This is a genomic window from Tenebrionibacter intestinalis (assembly GCF_016632365.1).
Lineage (GTDB): Bacteria > Pseudomonadota > Gammaproteobacteria > Enterobacterales > Enterobacteriaceae > Tenebrionibacter > Tenebrionibacter intestinalis.
The window spans coordinates 1-20,350 of sequence record NZ_JAEPBH010000034.1; the positions used below are offsets into that span (position 1 = coordinate 1).

Sequence of the window (20,350 nt, forward strand, 5' to 3'; positions counted from 1 at the left end):
ATCTGAAAAACCTCCGGCTATGCCGGAGGATATTTATTTGCGTCCGTAGCAGGTAAGCCTTAATGCAGGGAAAAAAACGCTTCCATAATGAAAAATAATGATTATTATTCTCATTTGTGGCTGTGTAGTAGTACTGTTCCACATTACTGCCAGTATCCAGTGTAAAATGGCCTTAACCTTCTTGTGCTGAAAGGGATTAACTATGGTATTACGTTCTTTATCCACAACATTCAGACCCGGCGCGTTACTTATGGGCGCACTCCTTCTGTCCTGCGCTGCGAAGGCTGTCGCAGCGCAGGAAATGTTGCGCCAGCCGGTTGGTAAAGGCGCTTATGAGATGGTGCTCAACCCGGTAGAGCCCGGCTTGTTTGTTGCAACATCGCAGAGCCGTTCACTGGATAAGGGCGGCGTGGTTTATCGCCTCGATCCTCAAACCCTGGCCGTTACCCGGATAATCCATAATGACCTCAAGCCATTTGGGGCAGCCGTTAACCGCAAAACCGGCGTGCTCTATTTTGGTAATACAACCAGCAGCGCGGTAACCGCGATTGATGCAAAAACCGGCGATGTGACGGGGCGTCTGATACTGGACGCACGCAAACGCAGCAAAGATGTGCGCCCGCTGGCGCCGCGCGAACTGGTGGTGGATGAGAACACTAACACGCTCTACATCGGCGGGCTGGGCGAGTCGAGCGTGCTTTGGGTGGTTGATGGCGAGACACTGACGCTGCGTGCCACGCTTACCGGCCTTGGCAAAATGAATACCGGGCTTGCCATCGACAGCGACATAAACCGCCTGTACACCACTAATGCAGACGGTGAATTCATCACCATCGACACCGCCAGCAATAGCGTACTGTCGCGTAAAAAATTGTTTCACGACGATGCGCAGCGCATGTTGTTGAATATCAGCCTGGATAAAGCCGGGCGCCGCGCATTTATCACAGACTCGCAGAACGCGGCGCTGCTGGTCGTGGATACCCGCAATGGCGATATTATTAAAAAGGTGGATGTCCCGGCATCGCTGGCCGTATTATTCAACCCGGTACGTAATGAAGTGTACGTTACGCACCGCCAGGCAGGCAGCGTCAGCGTAATTGACGCCAAAACGTATACGGTAACCAAAACCTTTCAAACGCCGACTCATCCGAACAGCCTTTTGCTGTCGGCAGACGGCCAGACGCTGTATGTGAGCGTGAAGCAGGCCTCAAGCCGCCAGAAAGAGGCCGCTGAGCCGGATGATATTGTGCGCATCGCGCTCCAGTAACACCGCAGCGCAGGCGCAGTTGGCGCCTGCGCTTCTCCTTTACCAACCGCGGCGCGACAGCGCGGCCAGTACAGTCCTTTCTGATACTTCCAGATATACCGACAGCGCCTGTACTGCCTGCTCATTCTGCCCGGCGGTAAGCAGGGCGAGAATGGCGCCGTTTTTCTCTACGTAGGGCGCATGCAGAAGCCTGGCATCATTAAGCTGGCTAAACGCCAGCCGCAGCTCGGCGGAGATATTGCGATAGAGACGGTTTAGCCTTTCGCTGTCGGCCAGATCGACAATCGCGCTGTGAAACTGCATATTTGCCGTACCAACGCCGGTCCAGTCCTGTGCGGCGCTCCGTTCCCGCCCCAGAGACACCGCTGCCGCCATCTTTTCCATAGCGGGGTGCAATGGCCAGGCGTTACGCAACGCGCTGCACTCAACCAGGCGGCGCAGGCGGTAAATATCCACAATGGCGGCCATATCCGGGCGGGCTACGCATACCCCGCGATTAGGTTCATAGCGTAACAGTCCCTGCTGGGTTAGCAGGCGAAATACTTCGCGTAACGTATTGCGTGAAATGGCAAGCTGTTTGCTTAACGCCGTTTCTGAAAGGCGGCTGCCCGCAGCCAGTTCGCCACCAACAATTTTCTGACGAATTATCTCCGCCGTTTTTTCATGCAGTAGCGTCGGCTCCACTTTTTTCACAATCTTCACGCTCCGTTTATGCCAGGCGGTAATAGTTACATACGCCTGTACGCCCGGCAATCGCCATCATCATGCACCATAATGGTGATACGGACTGTGCGCTTGCACTACTTCAGTGCGTTGAGCATACGGTTGTATGTAAGAGCGATCGGTTTCGTGCTTTTCTGATTCACTGAGTTGCGCAGGTTGCCAACTGCGATGGGTCGATATAGGTTATTGTTCAACAATAAAATATGATTATTTAAAAATAACACTTTTTAACACAACGATGGCCCGCATATTGCTAAGGCATATGCGGATAAAACAACAACAGGAGAGACGTCCATGTCTGCTCAGGAAGCTAAAAACAAAAAATCGTTTATCAATCCGCGCCGCTCGTCGCTGATTGCGGCGATTTTTTTAATGGCGACGTCGGCCATTGGGCCAGGGTTCATTACTCAGACGGCCACTTTTACCGCCACTATGGGCGCTGCGTTTGCATTCGGTATCCTGGCTTCAATCGTTATTGATTACTTTGTGCAGCAAAACATCTGGCGTGTGGTAACGCTAACGCGTATGCGCGCCGCTGAGCTTGCCAACACGGCGCTGCCCGGCAGCGGCTATCTGCTGGCGGTGCTGGTTATCTTCGGCGGGCTGGTATTCAACATTGGCAATATTGCCGGCGCCGGGCTGGGTCTTAATGCGCTGCTTGGCCTTGATCCTAAATGGGGCGGGCTGCTGAGCGCGCTGCTGGCGATTTATATTTTCTCCTCGCGACGGGCGGGCGTGGCTATCGATCGCATGATGATTGTGCTTGGGCTGATTATGATTGGCCTGACGCTGTATGTCGCTATTGTCTCCCAGCCGCCGCTGGGTGAAGCGCTGCGCCAGAGCGTGCTGCCTGACGAGATTAACTTCGCCACCATTACCACCATTGTGGGCGGTACCGTTGGCGGTTATATCAGCTACGCTGGCGCGCACCGCCTGCTGGATAAAGGCGCCGTGGGGCCGGATCATATTCATGAGGTTTCATCAGCGGCCACCAAGGGGATTCTGGTTGTGGGCGTTATGCGCTATATCCTGTTTCTGGCCATTTTCGGCGTAGTGGCCAGCGGCGCGTCTATTGATCTGTCTGCCCATAATGCTAACCCTGCATCGCAGGCGTTTCAGTATGCCGCCGGTGAATTTGGCCTGCGTATTTTTGGCTTTATTCTCTGGGCTGCGGCTATCACCAGCGTAATTGGCGCGGCTTATACCTCGGTATCGTTCATGACGGTGTTTCGTCCGACATTGACTGAGCGCCAGCGCAGCATCGCCACCGTTGTGTTTATTGCCGTATCGTTAGTCATTTACCTGCTGATGGGAACTGCGCCTGCGGCGCTGCTGGTGTTTGCAGGCGGTTTTAACGGCCTGGTGCTGCCGGTCGGTATGAGCCTGTTCCTGTACGTCGGCTGGCGGCGCGCCGATCTGATGCCCGGATACCATTATCCCCGCTGGTTATTGTGGAGCGGGCTGGTTATCTGTCTGCTTACCTGGTATATGGGGGCCATGTCGGTGAGCGCGATTTTCAATTTCCTGAAAGTGGTGTGAGGCGTGAATGAAACAGATTGATTTAAACAGCGATCTGGGCGAAAGCTACGGTTCATGGCGTATGGGCGATGACGCCGCAATCCTGCCTGTGGTTAGCAGTGCGAACGTCGCCTGCGGTTTTCACGCAGGCGATCCTGCCGGTATTCTGGCCACTCTCAACGCTGCGCGGGAAAATGGCGTTGTAGCGGGCGCGCATGTCGCTTATCCGGATCTGGTTGGTTTCGGGCGCCGTAATATGGATATCGCCAGTGACGAACTGACCGCCGACGTTATCTACCAGATTGGCGCGCTTCAGGCGCTGGCGCGGGCGGCGGGCACCGAAGTGCGCTATGTCAAACCTCACGGCGCGCTGTACAACACCATTGCCCACGATAAACGCCAGGCGCTGGCGGTGATTCACGCCATTAAGGCCGTAGATGCCGCGCTCCCGCTGGTTGTGTTGGCCGGTTCCCCGCTGGCGACGTTTGCGCGTGAGCAGGGGTTAAAAGTTATTGCGGAAGCCTTTGCCGACCGCGCCTATCACGCCGATGGCACGCTGGTATCGCGTCGCGAAGCCGCCTCGGTGCTGCACGATCCGCAGCAGGTGGCTTTGCGCATGTTGCAACTTATCACCGAAGGTGGCCTGATCTCTATTGAAGGAAAATTTACCCCCATCGCGGCCGACTCCATCTGCGTACACGGCGACAGCCCCGGCGCGATTGATATGGCGCGCCAGCTTCGTGCGCTGCTGGAACATAACGGCATTATTATACGCGCTTTTGCCGCCAGGGAGGGCGAATGAACCCCTTTATCAAGGCCAGCGCCGCAGCCCTGGAGGCTGCCCGTCAGGCGCGTGCGCGTATTCGCAGCGGCTATAACAAACCTACCGCCGGTATGGCGCCGGGTATGACGCAATGCAACATGATTTCGCTGCCGCGCGACTGGGCATTTGATTTTCTACTTTATGCGCAACGTAACCCGAAAAGCTGCCCGGTGCTGGACGTCATTGAGGCCGGAGGATTTCATACCGCGCTGGCGCAGGAGGCCGATCTGCGCGTCGATATCCCGCGTTATCGCGTATGGGAGCGGGGGCAACTGGTGGATGAAACGACGAATGCCAGCGCGCTCTGGGCGAAGCATCCGGATCTGGTGACATTCCTTATTGGCTGTAGTTTCACTTTTGAAACACCGCTGCGCGAAGCTGGCATTGAGATTCGCCATATCACCGATGGGTGCAATGTGCCAATGTACAGAACGCATCAACAGTGCCGCCCGGCAGGGCGGTTACAGGGCGAACTGGTCGTCTCTATGCGGCCCATTGCTGCTGAACGCGTGACGGATGCCGTGATCATTAGCGGGCGCTTTCCTGCGGTACATGGCGCGCCGGTACACGTGGGCGATCCGGCACGGTTGGGAATACGCGATATTATGCAGCCAGACTTTGGCGATCCGGTACGCATTGAACCGGGCGAAATACCGGTGTTCTGGGCCTGTGGCGTAACGCCGCAGGCAGCGGTAATGCGCTCTGGCGTGCCGTTCGCTCTCAGCCATGCGCCGGGATATATGTTCATTACCGATGTGCCAGACAGTGCCTGGCAGGAAGGCTAAGTGCGTTTTACACCGGCGGATAGCCGGGCAGCGGCTTTGGCATGTAGCGCCATGCAGCGCTCGCCCCTGAATCGGGCGAGCACGCAGGCGGCTGAAATGATTCAATAAGCAGGTTTGTGCATCAGCCGCTGATTATCAGCGCTGTTGGCGCGAGCGGTAAGGTTGACGTGCGCACTGAAGGTGACGTTGTCACATTTGACGTTCTTCCCGCCCGTGTAGCGACAGGTTCACTTACGATGCGCTGATGCGCCTCGCGTCACCGCCGTGGCAGGTTCCTGCCGGCACTGTTTCTTAAGTCAGGCCGCCTGGCGGCGGTATCCGGGCGCTGGCGCTGTGGTTGATTATCATCTGGATTTCGCCGGGCAAATTCCGCCTGGCGCCGTTATTCGCTTGCGGGTCATTGCGTCGTTTCGCGAAATTATGTGCTGACAGCGGCAAAGTAAGAAAGCGGTTTTCTCTTTGTTATCCCGCTAAGGGAACCTGCGGGGTTCCCTTTTTAGCGCAGCCGGTTAAGAGCAGTGTTTATTGCTCAGTCAGCTCCAGATCGGCAATCACCGGCAGATGGTCGCTTGCCGCAGACCAGTTAAATTCCGGCGAGTTAGCAGGGATGGTTAAATTTTTCACATTCCACTTTTGTCCCTTAAAGGTAAAAATGTGGTCAATATCAATGGCAGGATTCACCGCAGGCCAACTGCGCGTATCGGTTCCCTGCTTCGCCACTTCATTAAAGAAATAGCGTATTTCCTTTAGCGGTTGCTCATCACGCGTTGAGTTAAAATCCCCCGCAAGGATTTTTATGGACGAGGCGATATCTTTAAAATCAGAGCCTGCATCGCCAATGCTGAGATCGAGCAGATAGCGAGCCTGCCCTGTGCGAACAGTAGGATCTTTTTGCCAGTCGAGATGCGTTACCATGATTATCGGCGCGGAATCGAATCCGGGAACGTCTACCTGCGCCAACAGGACGACGCGCTGCTCGGCATCACCGGACGGTAATTTCACTACCTGAGAATGCAAAATTTTATATTTTGACAACAGCCCCAGGCCGTATTCGCCACCATCAAAATCCAGCGCCTTACCAAACGCATAATGCATTTTATTGGCTTCTGCGAGAGTTTTTAACTGATCGATTTTTTGGCTACGCTGAGTTTTATTATCCACCTCAGGAACGGCGATAATATCGGCATTAATACGCTTAATGGCGGAATTAAGCGCGGTGAAATCAGCGACGTTATCCGCGGCTTCGTTTTTGCCAATATTGTAGGTGGCGATTCGCAGATGCGGCTTTCCCTTTGCATACGTTTTACTGGCAACTCCGCCTTTTTGCACCGCAAGTATTTCATTACCCCCCAGCGTTTCGCTGGCCTGCGTATTGATAGCCATACAGCCGAGCGCAACGGCGGCAACGGTAGCGATTTTTTTCATAGTTACGTCTTCCCCTGGTTAAAAGCTGATGCGCGCTAAGAGTACAGATAGAAGATGCGTATTATTGTGATATTCAGCACAAACTTTTGACGTAATGAAAATTAAGTACCCTGGTTGACCTGCGTTACGGATACAGGAGCGCGCATCCAACGCATATGGTGTTAACGATGACGTCGTAGAATAAATAAGCGGCGGCAAACCCGTTAAATAAAACCATGTAAATGCTATATCTCTTTGGTTTTTAATAACTATATGAGAAAGTTATACTTTCTGAATTTTGCTAAAATCAAAGCAGACCTCCCTTTGAATTCAGCAGTACGCCTTGGGGATCTCGCTTGTGCATGTTACATAAGCGGATGCGTGCTGTTCCAGTGAAAGGAAATCACAGCGCTTCCTGTTTCTTTGTCGTCACGCAGGCAGCGCCCGTTGTCGCGCCAATATGCCGCGCAAACCCGGCTACAGGCGCAGGAAAGAACAGTCAGATGAGCCTTATCCCGTGCCGGGCGGCGGAGGCAGGCGGAGGCAGTATGACGCTATAAAAAACGCGCCGGGAAAGCGCGTTTTTTAATAACATTAGCGCATTATGTCACCTTTTCCGGCGCGGTACTGGCAACGGCATGTACGCGTTTACGCACTCCAAACCAGCCGAGAATAAGCATCACTGCCAGTACAGGAATAGCGGCGATAGTGTAGGTGCCGTTTGGGTAATCAAACGCCATCAGCACCAGTACCGCCAGCAGGAACAGCAGCGTTAGCCAGGAAGTAAACGGCGCGCCGGGAAGCTTAAAGCTTACGTCGGCACAATTGCCTTTTTTAATTTCCTGACGAAGGCGCAGTTGGCAAAGAATGATAAACGCCCAGGCTGTAATAATGCCCAGCGCAGCAACGTTAAGCACAATCTCAAACACATGCGTCGGCACCAGATAATTAAGAAACACGCCAATGACATAAATGCCGATAGTCGCCAGTATTCCGGCATAGGGGACGTGGTTGCTGCTCATTTTTGACATAAACGCCGGCGCTGAACCGCCCATCGACATTGAGCGCAGAATACGGCCGGTGGAATAAAGGCCGGAATTGAGGCTTGAGAGCGCAGCCGTCAGTACAACAATATTCATAATACTGCCTACGTAAGGCACGCCCAGCTTTGAAAAGAAGGTCACAAACGGGCTTTGCCCTGGCTGATAGGCGTTCCACGGCAGTAACAGCACCAACAACAGCACCGATCCCACATAGAACAGGCCGATACGCCAGATAACGCTGTTAATAGCCTTCGGTACGTTTTTGTGCGGATCTTTGCATTCTCCGGCAGCCGTGCCGACTAACTCAATAGAGGCAAAGGCAAACACCACGCCCTGAATCAGCACCAGCGCGGGCAGCAGGCCGTGCGGAAAAATGCCGCCGTTATCCGTAATCAAATGCAGGCCCGTCGCCTGCCCGTCAATAGTTTTACCTGTGCCGAGAAATACCACCCCCACGACCAGGAAGATGACAATGGCGAGCACTTTTATTAGCGCGAACCAAAACTCCATTTCGGCAAACCATTTTACGCCAATCATATTCATCGTGCCGACAATCACCAATGCGCCAAGGGCAAATACCCACTGGGGAACGTCGCCAAATGCGCCCCAGTAATGCATATAGAGCGCCACGGCGGTGATGTCCACAATGCCGGTCATCGCCCAGTTGACAAAATACATCCAGCCTGCCACGTAAGAAGCCTTTTCTCCCATAAATTCACGGGCGTAAGAGACAAAACTGCCGCTGGAAGGGCGGTGCAATACCAGTTCGCCGAGCGCGCGCAGAATAAAAAACGAAAAAATACCGCAAACCAGATAAATTAATGCCAGCGCCGGGCCTGCGGCCTGCAGGCGCGCCCCGGCGCCAAGAAAAAGGCCGGTACCAATCGCGCCGCCAATCGCGATCATCTGCACGTGGCGGTTGCCCATTGCCCGGGTGTAGCCTGAATCGTGGGCATTTAGCCAGCGACGCTTTGCATCGTTATGCCCGCCTGCTATGTCTTTTTTTGTTTTCATGGTGTTTCCTTGAGTTCCTGTCCGAACCGGTAGCGTTACGGCGCATTCCCGTACAAACGATTGCTTTTCACGGTAAAGCACGTTGGCAAACGGTATCGCCCCCGGGATTTTGTTTTGCTGTGAGGAAAAAACTGGCGTTGAATCCTACCCGTAAACGGCATCCGACGCAAAATCTGCCGCAGCAGATCCGACATAAATAGCGATATCCCGCGCAAAATTACGGTAAAGATCAGTTTAATAAACTACCTTTATGTTATTTTATAGTTTAATAATGCGAAAAAAGGGCGGCAAAACAGGATAACAGGAAAAATCATAATGCTTATGCCAGGGCTGCGGCCCTGGCAGACGCGCTATAACCGCGTAATGACGCTTTCACGCGGCAGGCGCGACTTGGGCAGGCGCGCATTAAAATCTTCCTCGCTGCGATGGCCGATTGTCGCGACTACAACGCTTTGCAGGCCCTGCTCGTGTAGGTTCAGTAGCTCATCCATCGCCTGCGGCGTAAAGCCTTCAACAGGGGTTGCGCCAAGTCCCATACTGGCTGCGCCGAGCAGCAGGAACCCCAGAGACAGATAGGCCTGGCGCGCCATCCAGTTGCGCTGCTGTTCCAAAGAACCGCTGTTAAGTTTGACGAAATAGCGGCGGCCTGCATCCTGCCCGGCTTTTGCCTCTTCGCTGCTAAAGCGGCCATCCTGCTGCTCTTTTGCTAACAGCGCATGCAGATGATCTTCGCTCATCTCCGTGCGGATAGTGAACACCACCACCATTGCGGCGTTTTGCACTTTAGCGACATTAGCTTCGTTAAATGCCGGCAGTATACGCGCCTTCGCTTCGGCGCTTTCTATGACAAAAAAGTGCCAGGGCTGCGAATTTACTGACGACGGACTAAGATGCAACAGTTCCAGAAGCTGCTCGCGTTGCTCATCCGTTAATCCCCGGCCAGGGGTGTAGGCCTTGCTGGTGTAACGTGAGCGAATAATCCTGGTAATATCCATAAACGTCCTCTTAACGCGTTAAAAAGTAAAATGTAAAAGTTTTTATGGCGCATTGTTTCCCGATCTGTGCCGCATAATCCATTCAATATCCCATTCTTCAATAGGCGTTGCCAGCGGTAAAAGCAGGGGGCGGGAGATAAGGAGCGCACCATAGCCAGCCGGCGCGCTTTTGCGGCTAAAGGCGCTTTGCGGCCAGCATAAAAATCGTGATGTAATGTTTTTGTCGCCGCTCGAAATACTGTGAATCCTCGGACCAGGGCGCAGGTTTGTTAACGTAAGGCTTGTCTTCTCCAGAACTACGCGTCAGGCGCCAGGCCTGCGGCATCTCTGCTGGCGTATTTGGGAATGGTGGATTTAACGCGTGGCGTCATGGGTTCCTTACCGGGAGATGTCGCACGTATTCTGACATAGCAAGGAAGAGATTAACTTATTAAACATACGCCTGCTCCAAACAGAGCGAAACGATAAAATTTACGCGCTATGATCGCTGCCACATTTTTGTGTATTCCATATGACAGGTTTCGGTGGAAGTGCTAACCCTTTTTAGAGTGAGGAATGTTAAACACAAGGAGCGATATGATGTTTCCTGAATACCGTCAATTGATCACTGTACTGAAAGAAAGCAATCCACGTTTCCGCTCGCTGTTTGAAAAGCATAACCAGTTGGATCACGATATTGCCCAGCTTGAGCATCCGGACGGGCGCGGATATTGCGATAAAGTGGCAACCATGAAAAAGGAAAAACTCAAATTAAAGGAAACGCTCTGGGAAATGTTAAAAGAGGCGGATAACGCCGCATCGTAATACGGTTAAATATCTGTTCTCTTCACAGGCCCGCGCGTTTGCGGGCTTTTTGTTGCCGCCTGCTATGCTGGCGCAATTTAAAACCAGTAATACATAAATTTTTACAGCATAAATAGAGCTCTTATTGCTATTCAGAGAAGCCGATAAGCGCAACCATCAGATTATAAGGGGGAAATTTCACTATATTATTCATCTGCTTCTGTGGCGTTGCCTGCAACCTGAAAACGCAGACGCAGGAGGTGGCCAGCGCCGTGTACAGCGGCGGGCTGGGATTCACGGTGGGCAGGGCCAGCCAGAAAACCACGCAGACGGACGACAGCAACGTGAAAAAGGGCAGTCTGGCGCTCTTTGCGGGAAACCTGCTCAACGTGCACGGCAGCAAACTGTTTNCGCTCTTTGCGGGAAACCTGCTCAACGTGCACGGCAGCAAACTGTTTGCCGGTAAGGATATGGCGCTTGCCGGCAGCGACGTGAACATCACCGCAGCCGAAAACAGCCACAGCACGCAGATAGTATCTGAGCAGCAACGCTGCGGCCTGACGCTGGCGCTCTCTGGCATGGCGGGCAGCGCGCTGAACGGGGTTGCCCGCGCGAAGGCGGCAGCGGGCGCTGCGCTGAAAACGGCGGGGATGCGCGGCTGACGGCCGTTTACGGTGCGACACCGCCCTGAAGGGAGCCGAACTGGAAGGCAACCGCGTGACAAGCGCGGCAGCAGAGCCGCCCGGCGAGGCATAATTATAAAAGTACGCCAAACTTGTTTGATATTGTGTTGCGTTTGCGCGCATTGCCTGAGTTGCTGGCGCGCAACGGATATTATGGTGGACTAATCATGGAATTTAGTCTGAGTGACTATCTGACCCGTATCGGCTGGCCGCATGCTGTACCGCAGCCTGGTGTATCGACGTTGCGTGAACTGCATTTACGCCACGCCTGCGCTATTCCATTTGAAAACCTTGACGTGTTGCTCGGCAGAACGGTGCATATCGATCAAACAGCGCTGTTTGCCAAACTGGTGCATGCCAGGCGCGGCGGCTGGTGCTATGAGCAAAATGGCCTGTTTCAGCAGGCGCTTGAGGCGCTGGGATTTGAGGTGGAAAGCCTGGCGGCACGGGTTGTGATGGCCGGGCCAGCCACAATGCCGCCACGCACGCATCGCATGCTGTGCGTCACGTTTGCCGCAGAACGCTGGCTTGCCGATGTCGGCTTTGGCGGCGCCAGTCTCAGCACCCCAATACGTCTTTGCGCCGGGCAGGAGCAGCGCACGGCGCATGGATTGTACCGGCTGGATAACACGCCGGAAGGTTGGTTGCTTTTGGCGCACCAACACAACGCCTGGCAGCGCCTCTACCTGTTTGATGAATCACGCGCGTACTTCAGCGACTATTTAATGGCTAACCATTTTGTTTCAACCTGGCCGGATTCCCACTTTCTCCGCCACCTGATGGTTAGCCGCTGGTTAACGGATGGCGGCCAGTTGCGCCTGTTAAATTGCCGCCTGACTCGCCGCGCGCCGGACGGTAGTGAAGCCGAACAAACGCTAACGCCAGAGCAGGTCTTTCGGAGTCTGAAGCAGGATTTTGGTCTGTGCCTTGACCATGCGCAGTACGGCATTCGCCTTCAGGAGCTACAAAGCGTGCTAAAGCGCTGTGGGTAATCTGACACAATCAACGGGGATGTATTATCTTTAAAATTACCCGTTCTGCTTAAGCGGTGAGACATGCAAATGAACAGATTCAGGTATTTCGATTTTAACGGCGCTACGCCGCTACTGTTACTTATAGCAAGACTGGCTCTGGTTGCGTTGTACTTTATTTTTGGACTGCCGAAGCTCATTAACTTCAGCGGCACGGTACAATACATGACGATGCTCAGCGCTCCGCTTCCGGTGCTGGCCGCTGCCATTTCGGTCCTGGCGGAAGTATTAGGCGCAGTGCTCATCGCCATCGGTTTTTTTACCCGTCCGATTGCGTTGATTCTGGCGCTATACACCATTGGCACTGCACTGATAGGGCATACGTACTGGCGTATGACCGGTGATATGGTGGAGCCCAACATGATTAATTTCTGGAAAAATATCAGCATTGCCGCTGCGTTTATTCTACTGATTATAACGGACCCGGGGCGGTATTCTCTCGATCGCCGCTAAATGGTTTGCCCTACCCGAGGAGCTGCCGTCAGCGCGCCGCTTTAATAGTATGACTGGCAGCATCCGGTTTATTCACTTCGCAACAATCGGGTTGATTCCGGCGCCGGCGCGGCCTGCAGGCATATTCAGTCGCACCAGGGCTCTCCGTTTTCATTAATGATTCGCATACTGGTGAAAATCTCCTCCGGCACTACGCGCGTAAGCGAAAGCGGGGGAAGGTTGTCAAGCGAGAAATAGGCCATGTCAGCGGTCTCTTCGCCTGGTTGCAGCGAACCGCCGGTTTCTGTGCAATGGAAAAACAGTTTGTACACATGCCACGGATAGGGCGGGTGACCGTGCTGGTTGCGATCCCATACGCCAATCAGCCGATTTGTGACGACTTCAAGCCCGGTCTCTTCCCAGACTTCACGACGTATTGCGCCGCAAGGGCTGTCGCCGACGTCAACCCAGCCTCCCGGCAGGCTCCAGCCGCCATCATCCGCTTCTTTTACCAGCAGCACCTTATTATCGCAAACGATCACGGCGCGGGCATCGATTTTTGGTGTGGCGTACCCCTGCTGGGCGCAATAAACGCGGCCAAGCACAACGTGAGGCTCCATCTCCAGCAGTTGCGTCATCAGGTTTGTCGCAATCTCGCGTAGCGATTCATAACGTTTAATATCGTGTACATCCCGGGCGTAAGTAAGGCCGGTCTGCGACAGCGCCTGAAGTTGTTGCACCAGTACAATTGGGGATAATGGCAGCTCCTTTGACATAAAAACCTCAATAACAAATGTTGAAGTGCAGACTATCACCGGCCTGGCATTTTTACAGCACTCCGCCGACGTTGAAAATGTGAAATTTTTCACCTTCCTGCCAAAGCGCTGGCGTAAACTGTTATCACCTAATGCCGGGAAAGTTAACGGAAAAAAAATCAATGGCCTGGACATTTGATGAAATCGATCGCCGTATTTTAAAAACATTGCAGCATGAAGGGCGGATTGCCAACAACATTCTGGCTGAAAAAGTGGGGCTTTCACCTTCACCTTGTCTGCGGCGTGTGCGCCTGCTGGAAGAGGCCGGGATAATCGATCGTTACGTGGCCATTCTCAATCCTGCGGCGATGGGGCTAAAGTTAACGGTATTTTCACGGATGTGGTTGAAGAGTCAGGATGCCGCAACGGTCAACCATTTTGCACGAGAAGTCGGGCAACTTCCGGAAGTGGTGGAATGCCATTTAATGGCGGGCGACTGCGATTTTTTGCTGCGCATTATCATCGCCGATCTGGATGCTTATCGTCGCTTTCAGATTGACCACCTGACGCGTATTGACGGCGTGCAAAGTATCAAAACCGATATTCCGATGCAAAAAATCAAGCAGACGACCGAAATCCCGCTGCCCTGAGTCAAAGTAGCGCGCGTAACACGGCGGTAGCGATAACGCTAATAAGGACCGTCGGCAGAAGCGAAAAACGCATGGCTGCCAGCAGCGCAATGGCCAGCCCAAGAATATCCGCCGGGTTGGTCGTCACAAAATGCGGTGCAATCACGGTAATCAGCACACAACCCGGCGCAGTTTCCATTACCGCCCGCACCCGCGGGCCGAGCGTGCGTTCACGCAACAGCATAAAGCCTGCCACACGGGTAAACCAGGTGGTCATTGCCATCAACACAATGGTCAGTATCGTCACGACGGGCTCCTCGCGCTCATAATCAGAATAGTCAGAATGCCCGCGCCGGCGCCCACTGGAACATAGTACGCCGAGCCGGGAAAATAGTGCCAGGTCGTAGCGGCGGCAATAAGGCTCACAAGCCATGCAAACGCTGTGCGCGCGCCTTTCCACATGCCACGCAGCAAGACAAGAAAGACTGCCGGAAACGCCATATCAAACCCCCAACGCGTAATATCGCCGAGCACCGGTCCTGTCAGTACGCCAAGGCCGGTAAACACAACCCACATGACCCAAAGAGAACCCGCCACGCCAGCGTAATAGGCCATGCTGAAACCCGGCGAAAGTCCGGCCTGGCGTCGTCGCGCGGCGTCAGCCATGCCCAGCGCCCAGCTTTCATCACACATAACCAACAGCGCCGGTATCGCTTTACGCAGCGGCAAATGCGAAAGGGCCGGCGCCATCGCAGCCCCCATAAGCAGGTGACGGCTGTTGACCAGCAACGTCACCATCATGATGGCGAAAATATGCGGCGGCGATGTCCACAGCGCGATAGCGGCAAACTCGGAGCCGCCCGCAAAATTAAGGCCGGTCAACAGGGGCAGCTCTACTGCCGACATCCCTTTTGCCGCCGCCTGCGCGCCAAGTAGTAGAGCGAAAGGGATAATGCCGATAAGCATTGGCAGCACGGCTACACAGCCGCGGGTAAATTCAGCGCCGGCGGCGCGGGTAGGGGAAGCGGACAACAGCAGAGTACGACGCATATCTTCTCCTTGTTAAATGGTCCGGTATTATACGAAGTTATGCCTGGCATTTGGCTGCAACTGAAGGCCGTTATTGCCTCCGTTATGGTATCCTGTGCCAAAAAAGCGCTGTATATTGATATCGTATATAACCTACGCGGCGGCGGCGGCGTACTTACTGGCGTCGTTTGCAGACGATCGCGATATTCCGACAGGGCCAGGCGGTAAATGAAAGCAGAGCGGAGCCGGCGAACGAGCCGCCTGTATCTGGCATACTGGCGCCACGCCAGCCTGTTACCCCGAAAAAGCGTCGAGCCGGCTAAAGGGCAGAGGGCGAAGATTTTCGCCCCCGGTCTTACTTCCCGGGTATCCGCCAGCGCCTGAGGGCGTTCAGTAAATTTTTTTCAGATCCATCTCTTCCTGAATGCGCTCGCTCCATGCCGCCTGTGTGCGGATAGCTTCTTCGACGCCGGCGTTGTAAAACACCGGGCCAAGCGATTTCACTACAAAATCGCACAAAAATTCGGCATCAAACTGCTCCAGCTCCAGGCTCAGGTTTTCACGGCAGTACGCCGTGAGTTTGTCACGAATAAGGTTTTTTTCACTTTCGCTAATGGATACTTCAGCCATCCTGTTTTTTCCTTTTGATTAACTTCCCGATCTCATTTATCCGGCGCCCAGCGCTGACGTAAATACTCCACAGCATGCCGCGTTCGCGGCTGATGTAAGAAATCTTCACGAAACAAAATAGTGCCGCTCACGTCCGGAAGATTGTCGTTAAGATCAAGCTGACGTTTAAGCTCGGATATGCCGCCATCAATTGCCCAGTCGGGTTCGTTGGCCACGGACTGGTTAACCTTATATAACGCTATGCCGATATACAGACGGGTGCGCGTACCGGCCACCGCGTTTGCCCACCACCGGACCAGCGTATCGTAACGCGCCGCGTTACGGTTAAACGGCCAGTAAAGCTGTGGAGCAATATAGTCCAGCATGCCCTGTCGCACCCATTGAAGCGTATCGGCAAAAGCCGCGTCATAGGCGGTATTGCCGCCGCAGGTGGCAGAGCCGCGAACATCGCTCGCCGCGTTGCGCCAGATACCTGAAGGGCTGACGCCAAACGCGATGCCAGGTTTACTGGTATGAATTGCGTTAGAAACCTGACGTATCAACTGCAGAGTATTGTCGCGCCGCCAGTCGTCACGGCTGGCGAAACCGCCGCCGTATTGTCGCCAGCTTGCGCTGTCATCAAGCCGGGAATCTGGTGTTTCATAATAGAAGTAATCGTCAAACTGTATACCGTCCAGCGCATAGCGGCTGAGCAGTTCGCTTACTATCTGCGTTATCCAGTCGCGCACCTCTGGCAGTCCAGGATCGAGCACAAAGCGGTGGCTGGCGGTACGAATCCACCGGGGATGCTGTATATAAACGCTGGCGGGGCTGGCGTGTCGGGTGGCGTTTAGCGCCGCTACGGTTTGGGGCGAGGTATCCATCGTTACGCGATAGGGGTTCAGCCAGGCATGCACCTTTATACCGCGCATATGCGCCTGTTCAATGATAAACGCCAGCGGATCGTAGCCAGGATCTTTGCCCATCGTGCCGGTGAGCACTGCCGACCAGGGCAGCAGTGCGGAACGATACAACGCGGCGCCATCCGGTTTCACCTGAAAAAAGACAGTGTTAATGCCGGTGCGAACCATATTATCGAGCTTATCAAGTAGCGCCTGCTGTTGCTGGCGAATGCGCTCGGCGTCAGAAACGGCGCCGACTGACGCGCGTGGCGGCCAGTCCAGCCCGTACACGGTGGTGAGCCAAACGCCCCGCACCGGCGGCTCTTTTTGCGTAAGCGGCGTTTGCGGCAAATCTCTCTTATTTTCAGGGTCTGAGCAACCTGCCAGCACGCAGGCCAGTATCAACAGTGCCAGAGCCTGGCGCCATCCTCTGGATTGCAGCATTCCTGTATCCTTATGGCATTCATACCGTGGGCAATCATCGCATGCCAGGCGGGGAAAGCCAACTTGTTGCTTTCTGGTCGCAATTAAGCGCAGAAGAAGCGTTATTTCCGCTTTTCTTATATGATGTTTGCGCCTTAGTCCGAACCCGCACGGCACGTCCACGGACGTCAATAAGAGTGAGTAATATGGATAATCAAAAAAAACATCGTTCTCTTTATATTCCTTACGCCGGCCCGGTATTGCTGGAATTTCCGCTGCTTAACAAAGGTAGCGCATTCAGTCTGCAAGAGCGCAGCAATTTTAACCTGACCGGCCTGCTGCCGGAAGTGGTGGAAACCATTGAGGAGCAGGCGGCGCGCGGCTGGCGCCAGTATCAGGATTTTAAAAACGATATTGATAAGCACATCTATCTGCGCAACATTCAGGACACCAATGAGACGTTATTTTACCGCCTGCTGGAAAATCATCTTGATGAGATGATGCCGATAATCTATACCCCGACCGTCGGTTCAGCCTGCGAACGCTTTTCTGAGATTTATCGTCGGGCGCGGGGGGTTTTTATCTCTTACCCTAATCGCCACAATATGGATGACATTCTACAAAATGTCTCCACCCATAATATTAAAGTGATTGTGGTGACCGACGGCGAACGTATTCTTGGTCTGGGCGACCAGGGGATTGGCGGGATGGGCATTCCCATTGGCAAGCTATCGCTGTACACCGCCTGCGGCGGCATTAGCCCGGCCTACACGCTGCCCATCGTGCTGGACGTTGGCACCAACAATCAACAGTTGCTTAACGATCCGCTGTATATGGGCTGGCGTCACCCGCGCATCACCGATGATGAGTATTACGCCTTTGTTGATGAATTTATTCAGGCGGTAAAACACCGCTGGCCGAACGTGCTGTTGCAGTTTGAGGATTTTGCGCAAAAAAATGCCATGCCGCTGCTGGAACGCTACCGCGACCAGATTTGCAGCTTCAACGACGACATTCAGGGAACGGCGGCCGTTACGCTCGGCACGCTGATTGCCGCCAGCCGCGCCGCGGGCAGCAAGCTTTGCGAGCAAAAAGTTGTGTTTCTTGGGGCGGGATCGGCCGGATGCGGCATTGCCGAGCAGATCGTTGCCTGGATGCGTACCGAAGGGCTGAGCGATGCCGCGGCGCGGGCGCGCGTTTTTATGGTCGACCGCTTCGGTTTGCTGATGGATAACATGCCAAATTTGCTGCCATTTCAGGCAAAGCTGGTGCAAAAGCGCGAAGAGGTGAACAACTGGAAGATCACATCCGACACCGTGTCGTTGCTTGATGTGGTGCGTAACGTTAAGCCGGATATCCTGATTGGCGTTTCAGGCCAGACGGGGCTGTTCACCGAGGAGATTGTGCGCGAAATGCATAAGCACTGCCCGCATCCTGTTATCATGCCGCTGTCTAACCCCACTTCACGCGTGGAGGCCACGCCGCACGATATCCTTAACTGGACAGACGGCGCGGCGCTGGTTGCCACCGGCAGCCCGTTCCAGCCGGTCACAATCAGGGGTGAGTCGTATGCCATTGCCCAGTGCAATAATGCCTATATTTTTCCCGGTGTCGGCCTTGGCGTGGTGGCTTCGGGCGCGTCGCGCGTGACGGATGAAATGATGATGGCCGCCAGCCAGGCGCTGGCGCAGCACTCTCCGCTGGTGAACGGGGAAAGCCGGCTTGTACTGCCGGCGCTGACGAAAATTAAGCAGGTGTCGAAAGATATCGCATTTGCTGTAGGAAGCATGGCCCAGCAGCAGGGCGTGGCGGTAAAAACCTCATCCGAAGCGCTCCAGCAGGCCATTGAAGATAACTTCTGGCTACCGCAGTATCGCAGCTATCGCCGCACATCTATCTGACCGGCTGCAAACAGACGCCGGGCCGATTGCGGCCTGGCGTCTGTTTTCAGAGAAGCCTGCGTTGAACAACATGACGCTATTCTTGCAGATTTTTCCGGCAAACAGAGGCAGTGTACTAATAATATTTATCCGACAAACTGTGATACTTCCGAATAAATGGTCCATCTATTTATCAGATTAATTGCGTTTGGTTTTAACTTTTACTTTATTTTCTGAACCCATAAAAATTAGATAATATCTCATCGCTTAATAATCAGTTAAGGAACATGTGATACAGAAATAAAAAAGAAGAAAAATATTATAAATTTTCCCATTTCGCCTGGTGTGATTTATTTTTTTATATGTTACATAGTGTGCTCAGACGTTATTTTCCAGTCCACGGATGGAGGTTATTAATATGTGTGGTTATCGTCCCGCACGGCTTGCATTTTATTCCCACGATACAATGGGGCTTGGCCATATTCGGCGCAATATGCTGTTGGCAAATTCAGTGCTGAAATCCCGACCTGATACTGAAATTTTGCTCATTAACGGCGTACGCGAGTCCGGAATATTTCATTTTCCTAAGGGAATGGATTCCGTTACGCTGCCGACATATCTGAAAACACCTGCCGGGGAATATCTTCCCCATTCGCTGGGCTGCGATCTTCATCGGCTGGTTACGCTGCGCAGCAGCATTATTTACGCCGCGCTCCAGGCATTTCGTCCGGATGTCTTTGTGGTGGATAATGTGCCGCGCGGCGCCATGTCCGAACTTAATAATGTGCTGCCAATGCTGGCGGCGCGAAAAACGCATTTAATACTTGGGCTTCGCGATATCATTGACGAGCCGCAGGCCGTGCAGCGCCAGTGGCGCAAACTCAACAACGCCGCAGCGATCGCAGACTACTATTCCGACGTATGGATCTACGGCGATGCAAGTTTTTACAATTTACCCCGCGCCTGCGCATTCAATAACGCGGTGAGCGACAAAGTATCCTTTATGGGCTATCTGGATGCGACTCAACACGCGCGACAGCCCCAGTCTACCGAACCGCTGCTAACGAAAACATCTGTGCCTTATATTTTATGTACTGTGGGCGGCGGACAGGACGGTTATCGGCTGGCTTCGACCTTTGCGCAGGCAAATTTCCCGGCGGGCTTTAACGGCATATTAATTACCGGCACCATGATGCCTGCATCAGAATATGAAAATCTGCAAAAAATTGCGGCGCGGCGTGATAATTTGCGCGTTATTCGCTTTGTGCCAAATCCGCTGGCGTTATTACGCGAAGCGCACAGCGTAGTGGCAATGGGAGGATATAACACGACCATCGAAATATTATCGCTGAACAAACGCGCTTTAATTATTCCACGTGTTTCACCGCGTCAGGAACAATGGATTCGCGCTTCACGTCTGGCGGAAATAAATCTGGTAAGCTGCCTGCACCCGGATCGGTTAACCACGCAGGCCATCACGGCATGGTTAACCTCCTCATGGCAGCCGGAAAATCCCCGTCGATATATGAGCCTCAATGGCCTGTTTACGTTTAGCGAAAAAATGAATGCATTACTTACGCAAAAAAGCAAAACAGCGCCCAGCGTGCAGTGTGAGGTATAAA

19 protein-coding genes are annotated in these 20,350 nt (G+C 53.6%); 10 read left to right on the forward strand and 9 right to left on the reverse strand.

The genetic code is table 11. The features are described 5' to 3' along the window. Positions 1-202 precede the first annotated feature (202 nt). On the forward strand, positions 203-1,267 hold the full coding sequence (gene yncE, locus JJB97_RS13020; protein ID WP_238714429.1) for a 7-bladed beta-propeller protein YncE: 1,065 nt from the start codon (positions 203-205) through the stop codon (positions 1,265-1,267). Between the two features lie 39 nt (positions 1,268-1,306). Here the strand turns inward: yncE and JJB97_RS13025 are convergent, their stop codons facing one another. Further along, complete coding sequence (locus JJB97_RS13025; protein WP_399198539.1) at positions 1,307-1,963, reverse strand: GntR family transcriptional regulator; 657 nt, start codon at positions 1,961-1,963, stop codon at positions 1,307-1,309. 321 nt (positions 1,964-2,284) lie between these two features. Between JJB97_RS13025 and JJB97_RS13030 the strand changes: the two genes are divergently transcribed. The 3 genes from JJB97_RS13030 to JJB97_RS13040 are packed head-to-tail and all read left to right on the forward strand — an operon-like array spanning position 2,285 to position 5,116. Continuing rightward, positions 2,285-3,529, forward strand: a complete 1,245-nt coding sequence (locus tag JJB97_RS13030; RefSeq protein ID WP_238714430.1) for an NRAMP family divalent metal transporter — start codon at positions 2,285-2,287, stop codon at positions 3,527-3,529. A 7-nt stretch (positions 3,530-3,536) separates the two neighbouring features. Continuing rightward, positions 3,537-4,310: a LamB/YcsF family protein gene (locus tag JJB97_RS13035; protein WP_238714431.1), complete on the forward strand. Its 774-nt coding sequence runs from the start codon at positions 3,537-3,539 to the stop codon at positions 4,308-4,310. Then, entirely contained in the window at positions 4,307-5,116 is an 810-nt protein-coding gene (locus JJB97_RS13040; RefSeq protein ID WP_238714432.1) for a putative hydro-lyase, read from the forward strand. The genes JJB97_RS13035 and JJB97_RS13040 overlap by 4 nt, the downstream gene beginning before the upstream one ends. A gap of 522 nt (positions 5,117-5,638) precedes the next feature. Here the strand turns inward: JJB97_RS13040 and JJB97_RS13045 are convergent. The 3 genes from JJB97_RS13045 to nfsB form a co-directional block, all read right to left on the reverse strand. After that, complete coding sequence (locus JJB97_RS13045) at positions 5,639-6,541, reverse strand: endonuclease/exonuclease/phosphatase family protein (RefSeq protein WP_238714433.1); 903 nt, start codon at positions 6,539-6,541, stop codon at positions 5,639-5,641. Between the two features lie 581 nt (positions 6,542-7,122). Further along, entirely contained in the window at positions 7,123-8,577 is a 1,455-nt protein-coding gene (gene ansP, locus JJB97_RS13050; protein WP_238714434.1) for an L-asparagine permease, read from the reverse strand. Between the two features lie 350 nt (positions 8,578-8,927). Next, positions 8,928-9,572, reverse strand: a complete 645-nt coding sequence (gene nfsB, locus JJB97_RS13055) for an oxygen-insensitive NAD(P)H nitroreductase (RefSeq protein WP_238714435.1) — start codon at positions 9,570-9,572, stop codon at positions 8,928-8,930. A gap of 576 nt (positions 9,573-10,148) precedes the next feature. Here nfsB and JJB97_RS13060 point away from each other — a divergent pair. The 3 genes from JJB97_RS13060 (at position 10,149) to JJB97_RS13075 (ending at position 12,522) form a co-directional block, all read left to right on the forward strand. Continuing rightward, on the forward strand, positions 10,149-10,376 hold the full coding sequence (locus JJB97_RS13060; RefSeq protein ID WP_399198528.1) for a DUF465 domain-containing protein: 228 nt from the start codon (positions 10,149-10,151) through the stop codon (positions 10,374-10,376). An 829-nt stretch (positions 10,377-11,205) separates the two neighbouring features. Then, positions 11,206-12,030, forward strand: a complete 825-nt coding sequence (locus JJB97_RS13070) for an arylamine N-acetyltransferase family protein (protein ID WP_238714437.1) — start codon at positions 11,206-11,208, stop codon at positions 12,028-12,030. A gap of 69 nt (positions 12,031-12,099) precedes the next feature. Next, complete coding sequence (locus JJB97_RS13075) at positions 12,100-12,522, forward strand: DoxX family protein (protein WP_238714438.1); 423 nt, start codon at positions 12,100-12,102, stop codon at positions 12,520-12,522. Positions 12,523-12,647: 125 nt separating this feature from the next. Here the strand turns inward: JJB97_RS13075 and JJB97_RS13080 are convergent, their stop codons facing one another. Continuing rightward, positions 12,648-13,277 (reverse strand): NUDIX hydrolase, encoded by a 630-nt coding sequence (locus JJB97_RS13080; protein ID WP_238714439.1) that lies wholly within the window; start codon positions 13,275-13,277, stop codon positions 12,648-12,650. Positions 13,278-13,438: 161 nt separating this feature from the next. On the opposite strand from JJB97_RS13080, the gene JJB97_RS13085 reads away from it, so the two are divergent. Then, on the forward strand, positions 13,439-13,906 hold the full coding sequence (locus JJB97_RS13085) for an Lrp/AsnC family transcriptional regulator (protein WP_238714440.1): 468 nt from the start codon (positions 13,439-13,441) through the stop codon (positions 13,904-13,906). Between the two features lies 1 nt (position 13,907). On the opposite strand, the gene JJB97_RS13090 is transcribed toward JJB97_RS13085, so the two are convergent. The 4 genes from JJB97_RS13090 to JJB97_RS13105 form a co-directional block, all read right to left on the reverse strand. Then, on the reverse strand, positions 13,908-14,192 hold the full coding sequence (locus tag JJB97_RS13090; RefSeq protein WP_238714441.1) for an AzlD family protein: 285 nt from the start codon (positions 14,190-14,192) through the stop codon (positions 13,908-13,910). After that, positions 14,189-14,935: an AzlC family ABC transporter permease gene (locus JJB97_RS13095; protein WP_238714442.1), complete on the reverse strand. Its 747-nt coding sequence runs from the start codon at positions 14,933-14,935 to the stop codon at positions 14,189-14,191. Before JJB97_RS13095 ends, JJB97_RS13090 begins: the two co-directional genes overlap by 4 nt. Positions 14,936-15,304: 369 nt before the next feature. Further along, on the reverse strand, positions 15,305-15,544 hold the full coding sequence (locus JJB97_RS13100) for a DUF2164 domain-containing protein (protein WP_238714443.1): 240 nt from the start codon (positions 15,542-15,544) through the stop codon (positions 15,305-15,307). Positions 15,545-15,576: 32 nt separating this feature from the next. Further along, positions 15,577-16,869, reverse strand: a complete 1,293-nt coding sequence (locus JJB97_RS13105) for a glycoside hydrolase family 10 protein (RefSeq protein ID WP_238714444.1) — start codon at positions 16,867-16,869, stop codon at positions 15,577-15,579. 185 nt (positions 16,870-17,054) lie between these two features. Between JJB97_RS13105 and JJB97_RS13110 the strand changes: the two genes are divergently transcribed. Together JJB97_RS13110 and JJB97_RS13115 are read left to right on the forward strand one after the other, a co-directional pair. Then, complete coding sequence (locus JJB97_RS13110; RefSeq protein WP_238714445.1) at positions 17,055-18,749, forward strand: NAD-dependent malic enzyme; 1,695 nt, start codon at positions 17,055-17,057, stop codon at positions 18,747-18,749. A gap of 397 nt (positions 18,750-19,146) precedes the next feature. Then, entirely contained in the window at positions 19,147-20,349 is a 1,203-nt protein-coding gene (locus tag JJB97_RS13115; protein ID WP_238714446.1) for a glycosyltransferase family protein, read from the forward strand. Position 20,350 lies beyond the last annotated feature (1 nt).

Coding starts and splice junctions, on each gene's coding strand:
- JJB97_RS13040 (WP_238714432.1), top strand. CDS start 4,307: ATGAACCCCTTTATCAAGGCCAGCGCCGCAGCCCTGGAGGCTGCCCGT.
- JJB97_RS13070 (WP_238714437.1), top strand. CDS start 11,206: ATGGAATTTAGTCTGAGTGACTATCTGACCCGTATCGGCTGGCCGCAT.
- JJB97_RS13080 (WP_238714439.1), bottom strand. CDS start 13,277: ATGTCAAAGGAGCTGCCATTATCCCCAATTGTACTGGTGCAACAACTT.
- JJB97_RS13060 (WP_399198528.1), top strand. CDS start 10,149: ATGATGTTTCCTGAATACCGTCAATTGATCACTGTACTGAAAGAAAGC.
- yncE (WP_238714429.1), top strand. CDS start 203: ATGGTATTACGTTCTTTATCCACAACATTCAGACCCGGCGCGTTACTT.
- JJB97_RS13075 (WP_238714438.1), top strand. CDS start 12,100: ATGAACAGATTCAGGTATTTCGATTTTAACGGCGCTACGCCGCTACTG.
- nfsB (WP_238714435.1), bottom strand. CDS start 9,572: ATGGATATTACCAGGATTATTCGCTCACGTTACACCAGCAAGGCCTAC.
- JJB97_RS13045 (WP_238714433.1), bottom strand. CDS start 6,541: ATGAAAAAAATCGCTACCGTTGCCGCCGTTGCGCTCGGCTGTATGGCT.
- JJB97_RS13095 (WP_238714442.1), bottom strand. CDS start 14,935: ATGCGTCGTACTCTGCTGTTGTCCGCTTCCCCTACCCGCGCCGCCGGC.
- ansP (WP_238714434.1), bottom strand. CDS start 8,577: ATGAAAACAAAAAAAGACATAGCAGGCGGGCATAACGATGCAAAGCGT.
- JJB97_RS13115 (WP_238714446.1), top strand. CDS start 19,147: ATGTGTGGTTATCGTCCCGCACGGCTTGCATTTTATTCCCACGATACA.
- JJB97_RS13030 (WP_238714430.1), top strand. CDS start 2,285: ATGTCTGCTCAGGAAGCTAAAAACAAAAAATCGTTTATCAATCCGCGC.
- JJB97_RS13110 (WP_238714445.1), top strand. CDS start 17,055: ATGGATAATCAAAAAAAACATCGTTCTCTTTATATTCCTTACGCCGGC.
- JJB97_RS13035 (WP_238714431.1), top strand. CDS start 3,537: ATGAAACAGATTGATTTAAACAGCGATCTGGGCGAAAGCTACGGTTCA.
- JJB97_RS13100 (WP_238714443.1), bottom strand. CDS start 15,544: ATGGCTGAAGTATCCATTAGCGAAAGTGAAAAAAACCTTATTCGTGAC.
- JJB97_RS13105 (WP_238714444.1), bottom strand. CDS start 16,869: ATGCTGCAATCCAGAGGATGGCGCCAGGCTCTGGCACTGTTGATACTG.
- JJB97_RS13085 (WP_238714440.1), top strand. CDS start 13,439: ATGGCCTGGACATTTGATGAAATCGATCGCCGTATTTTAAAAACATTG.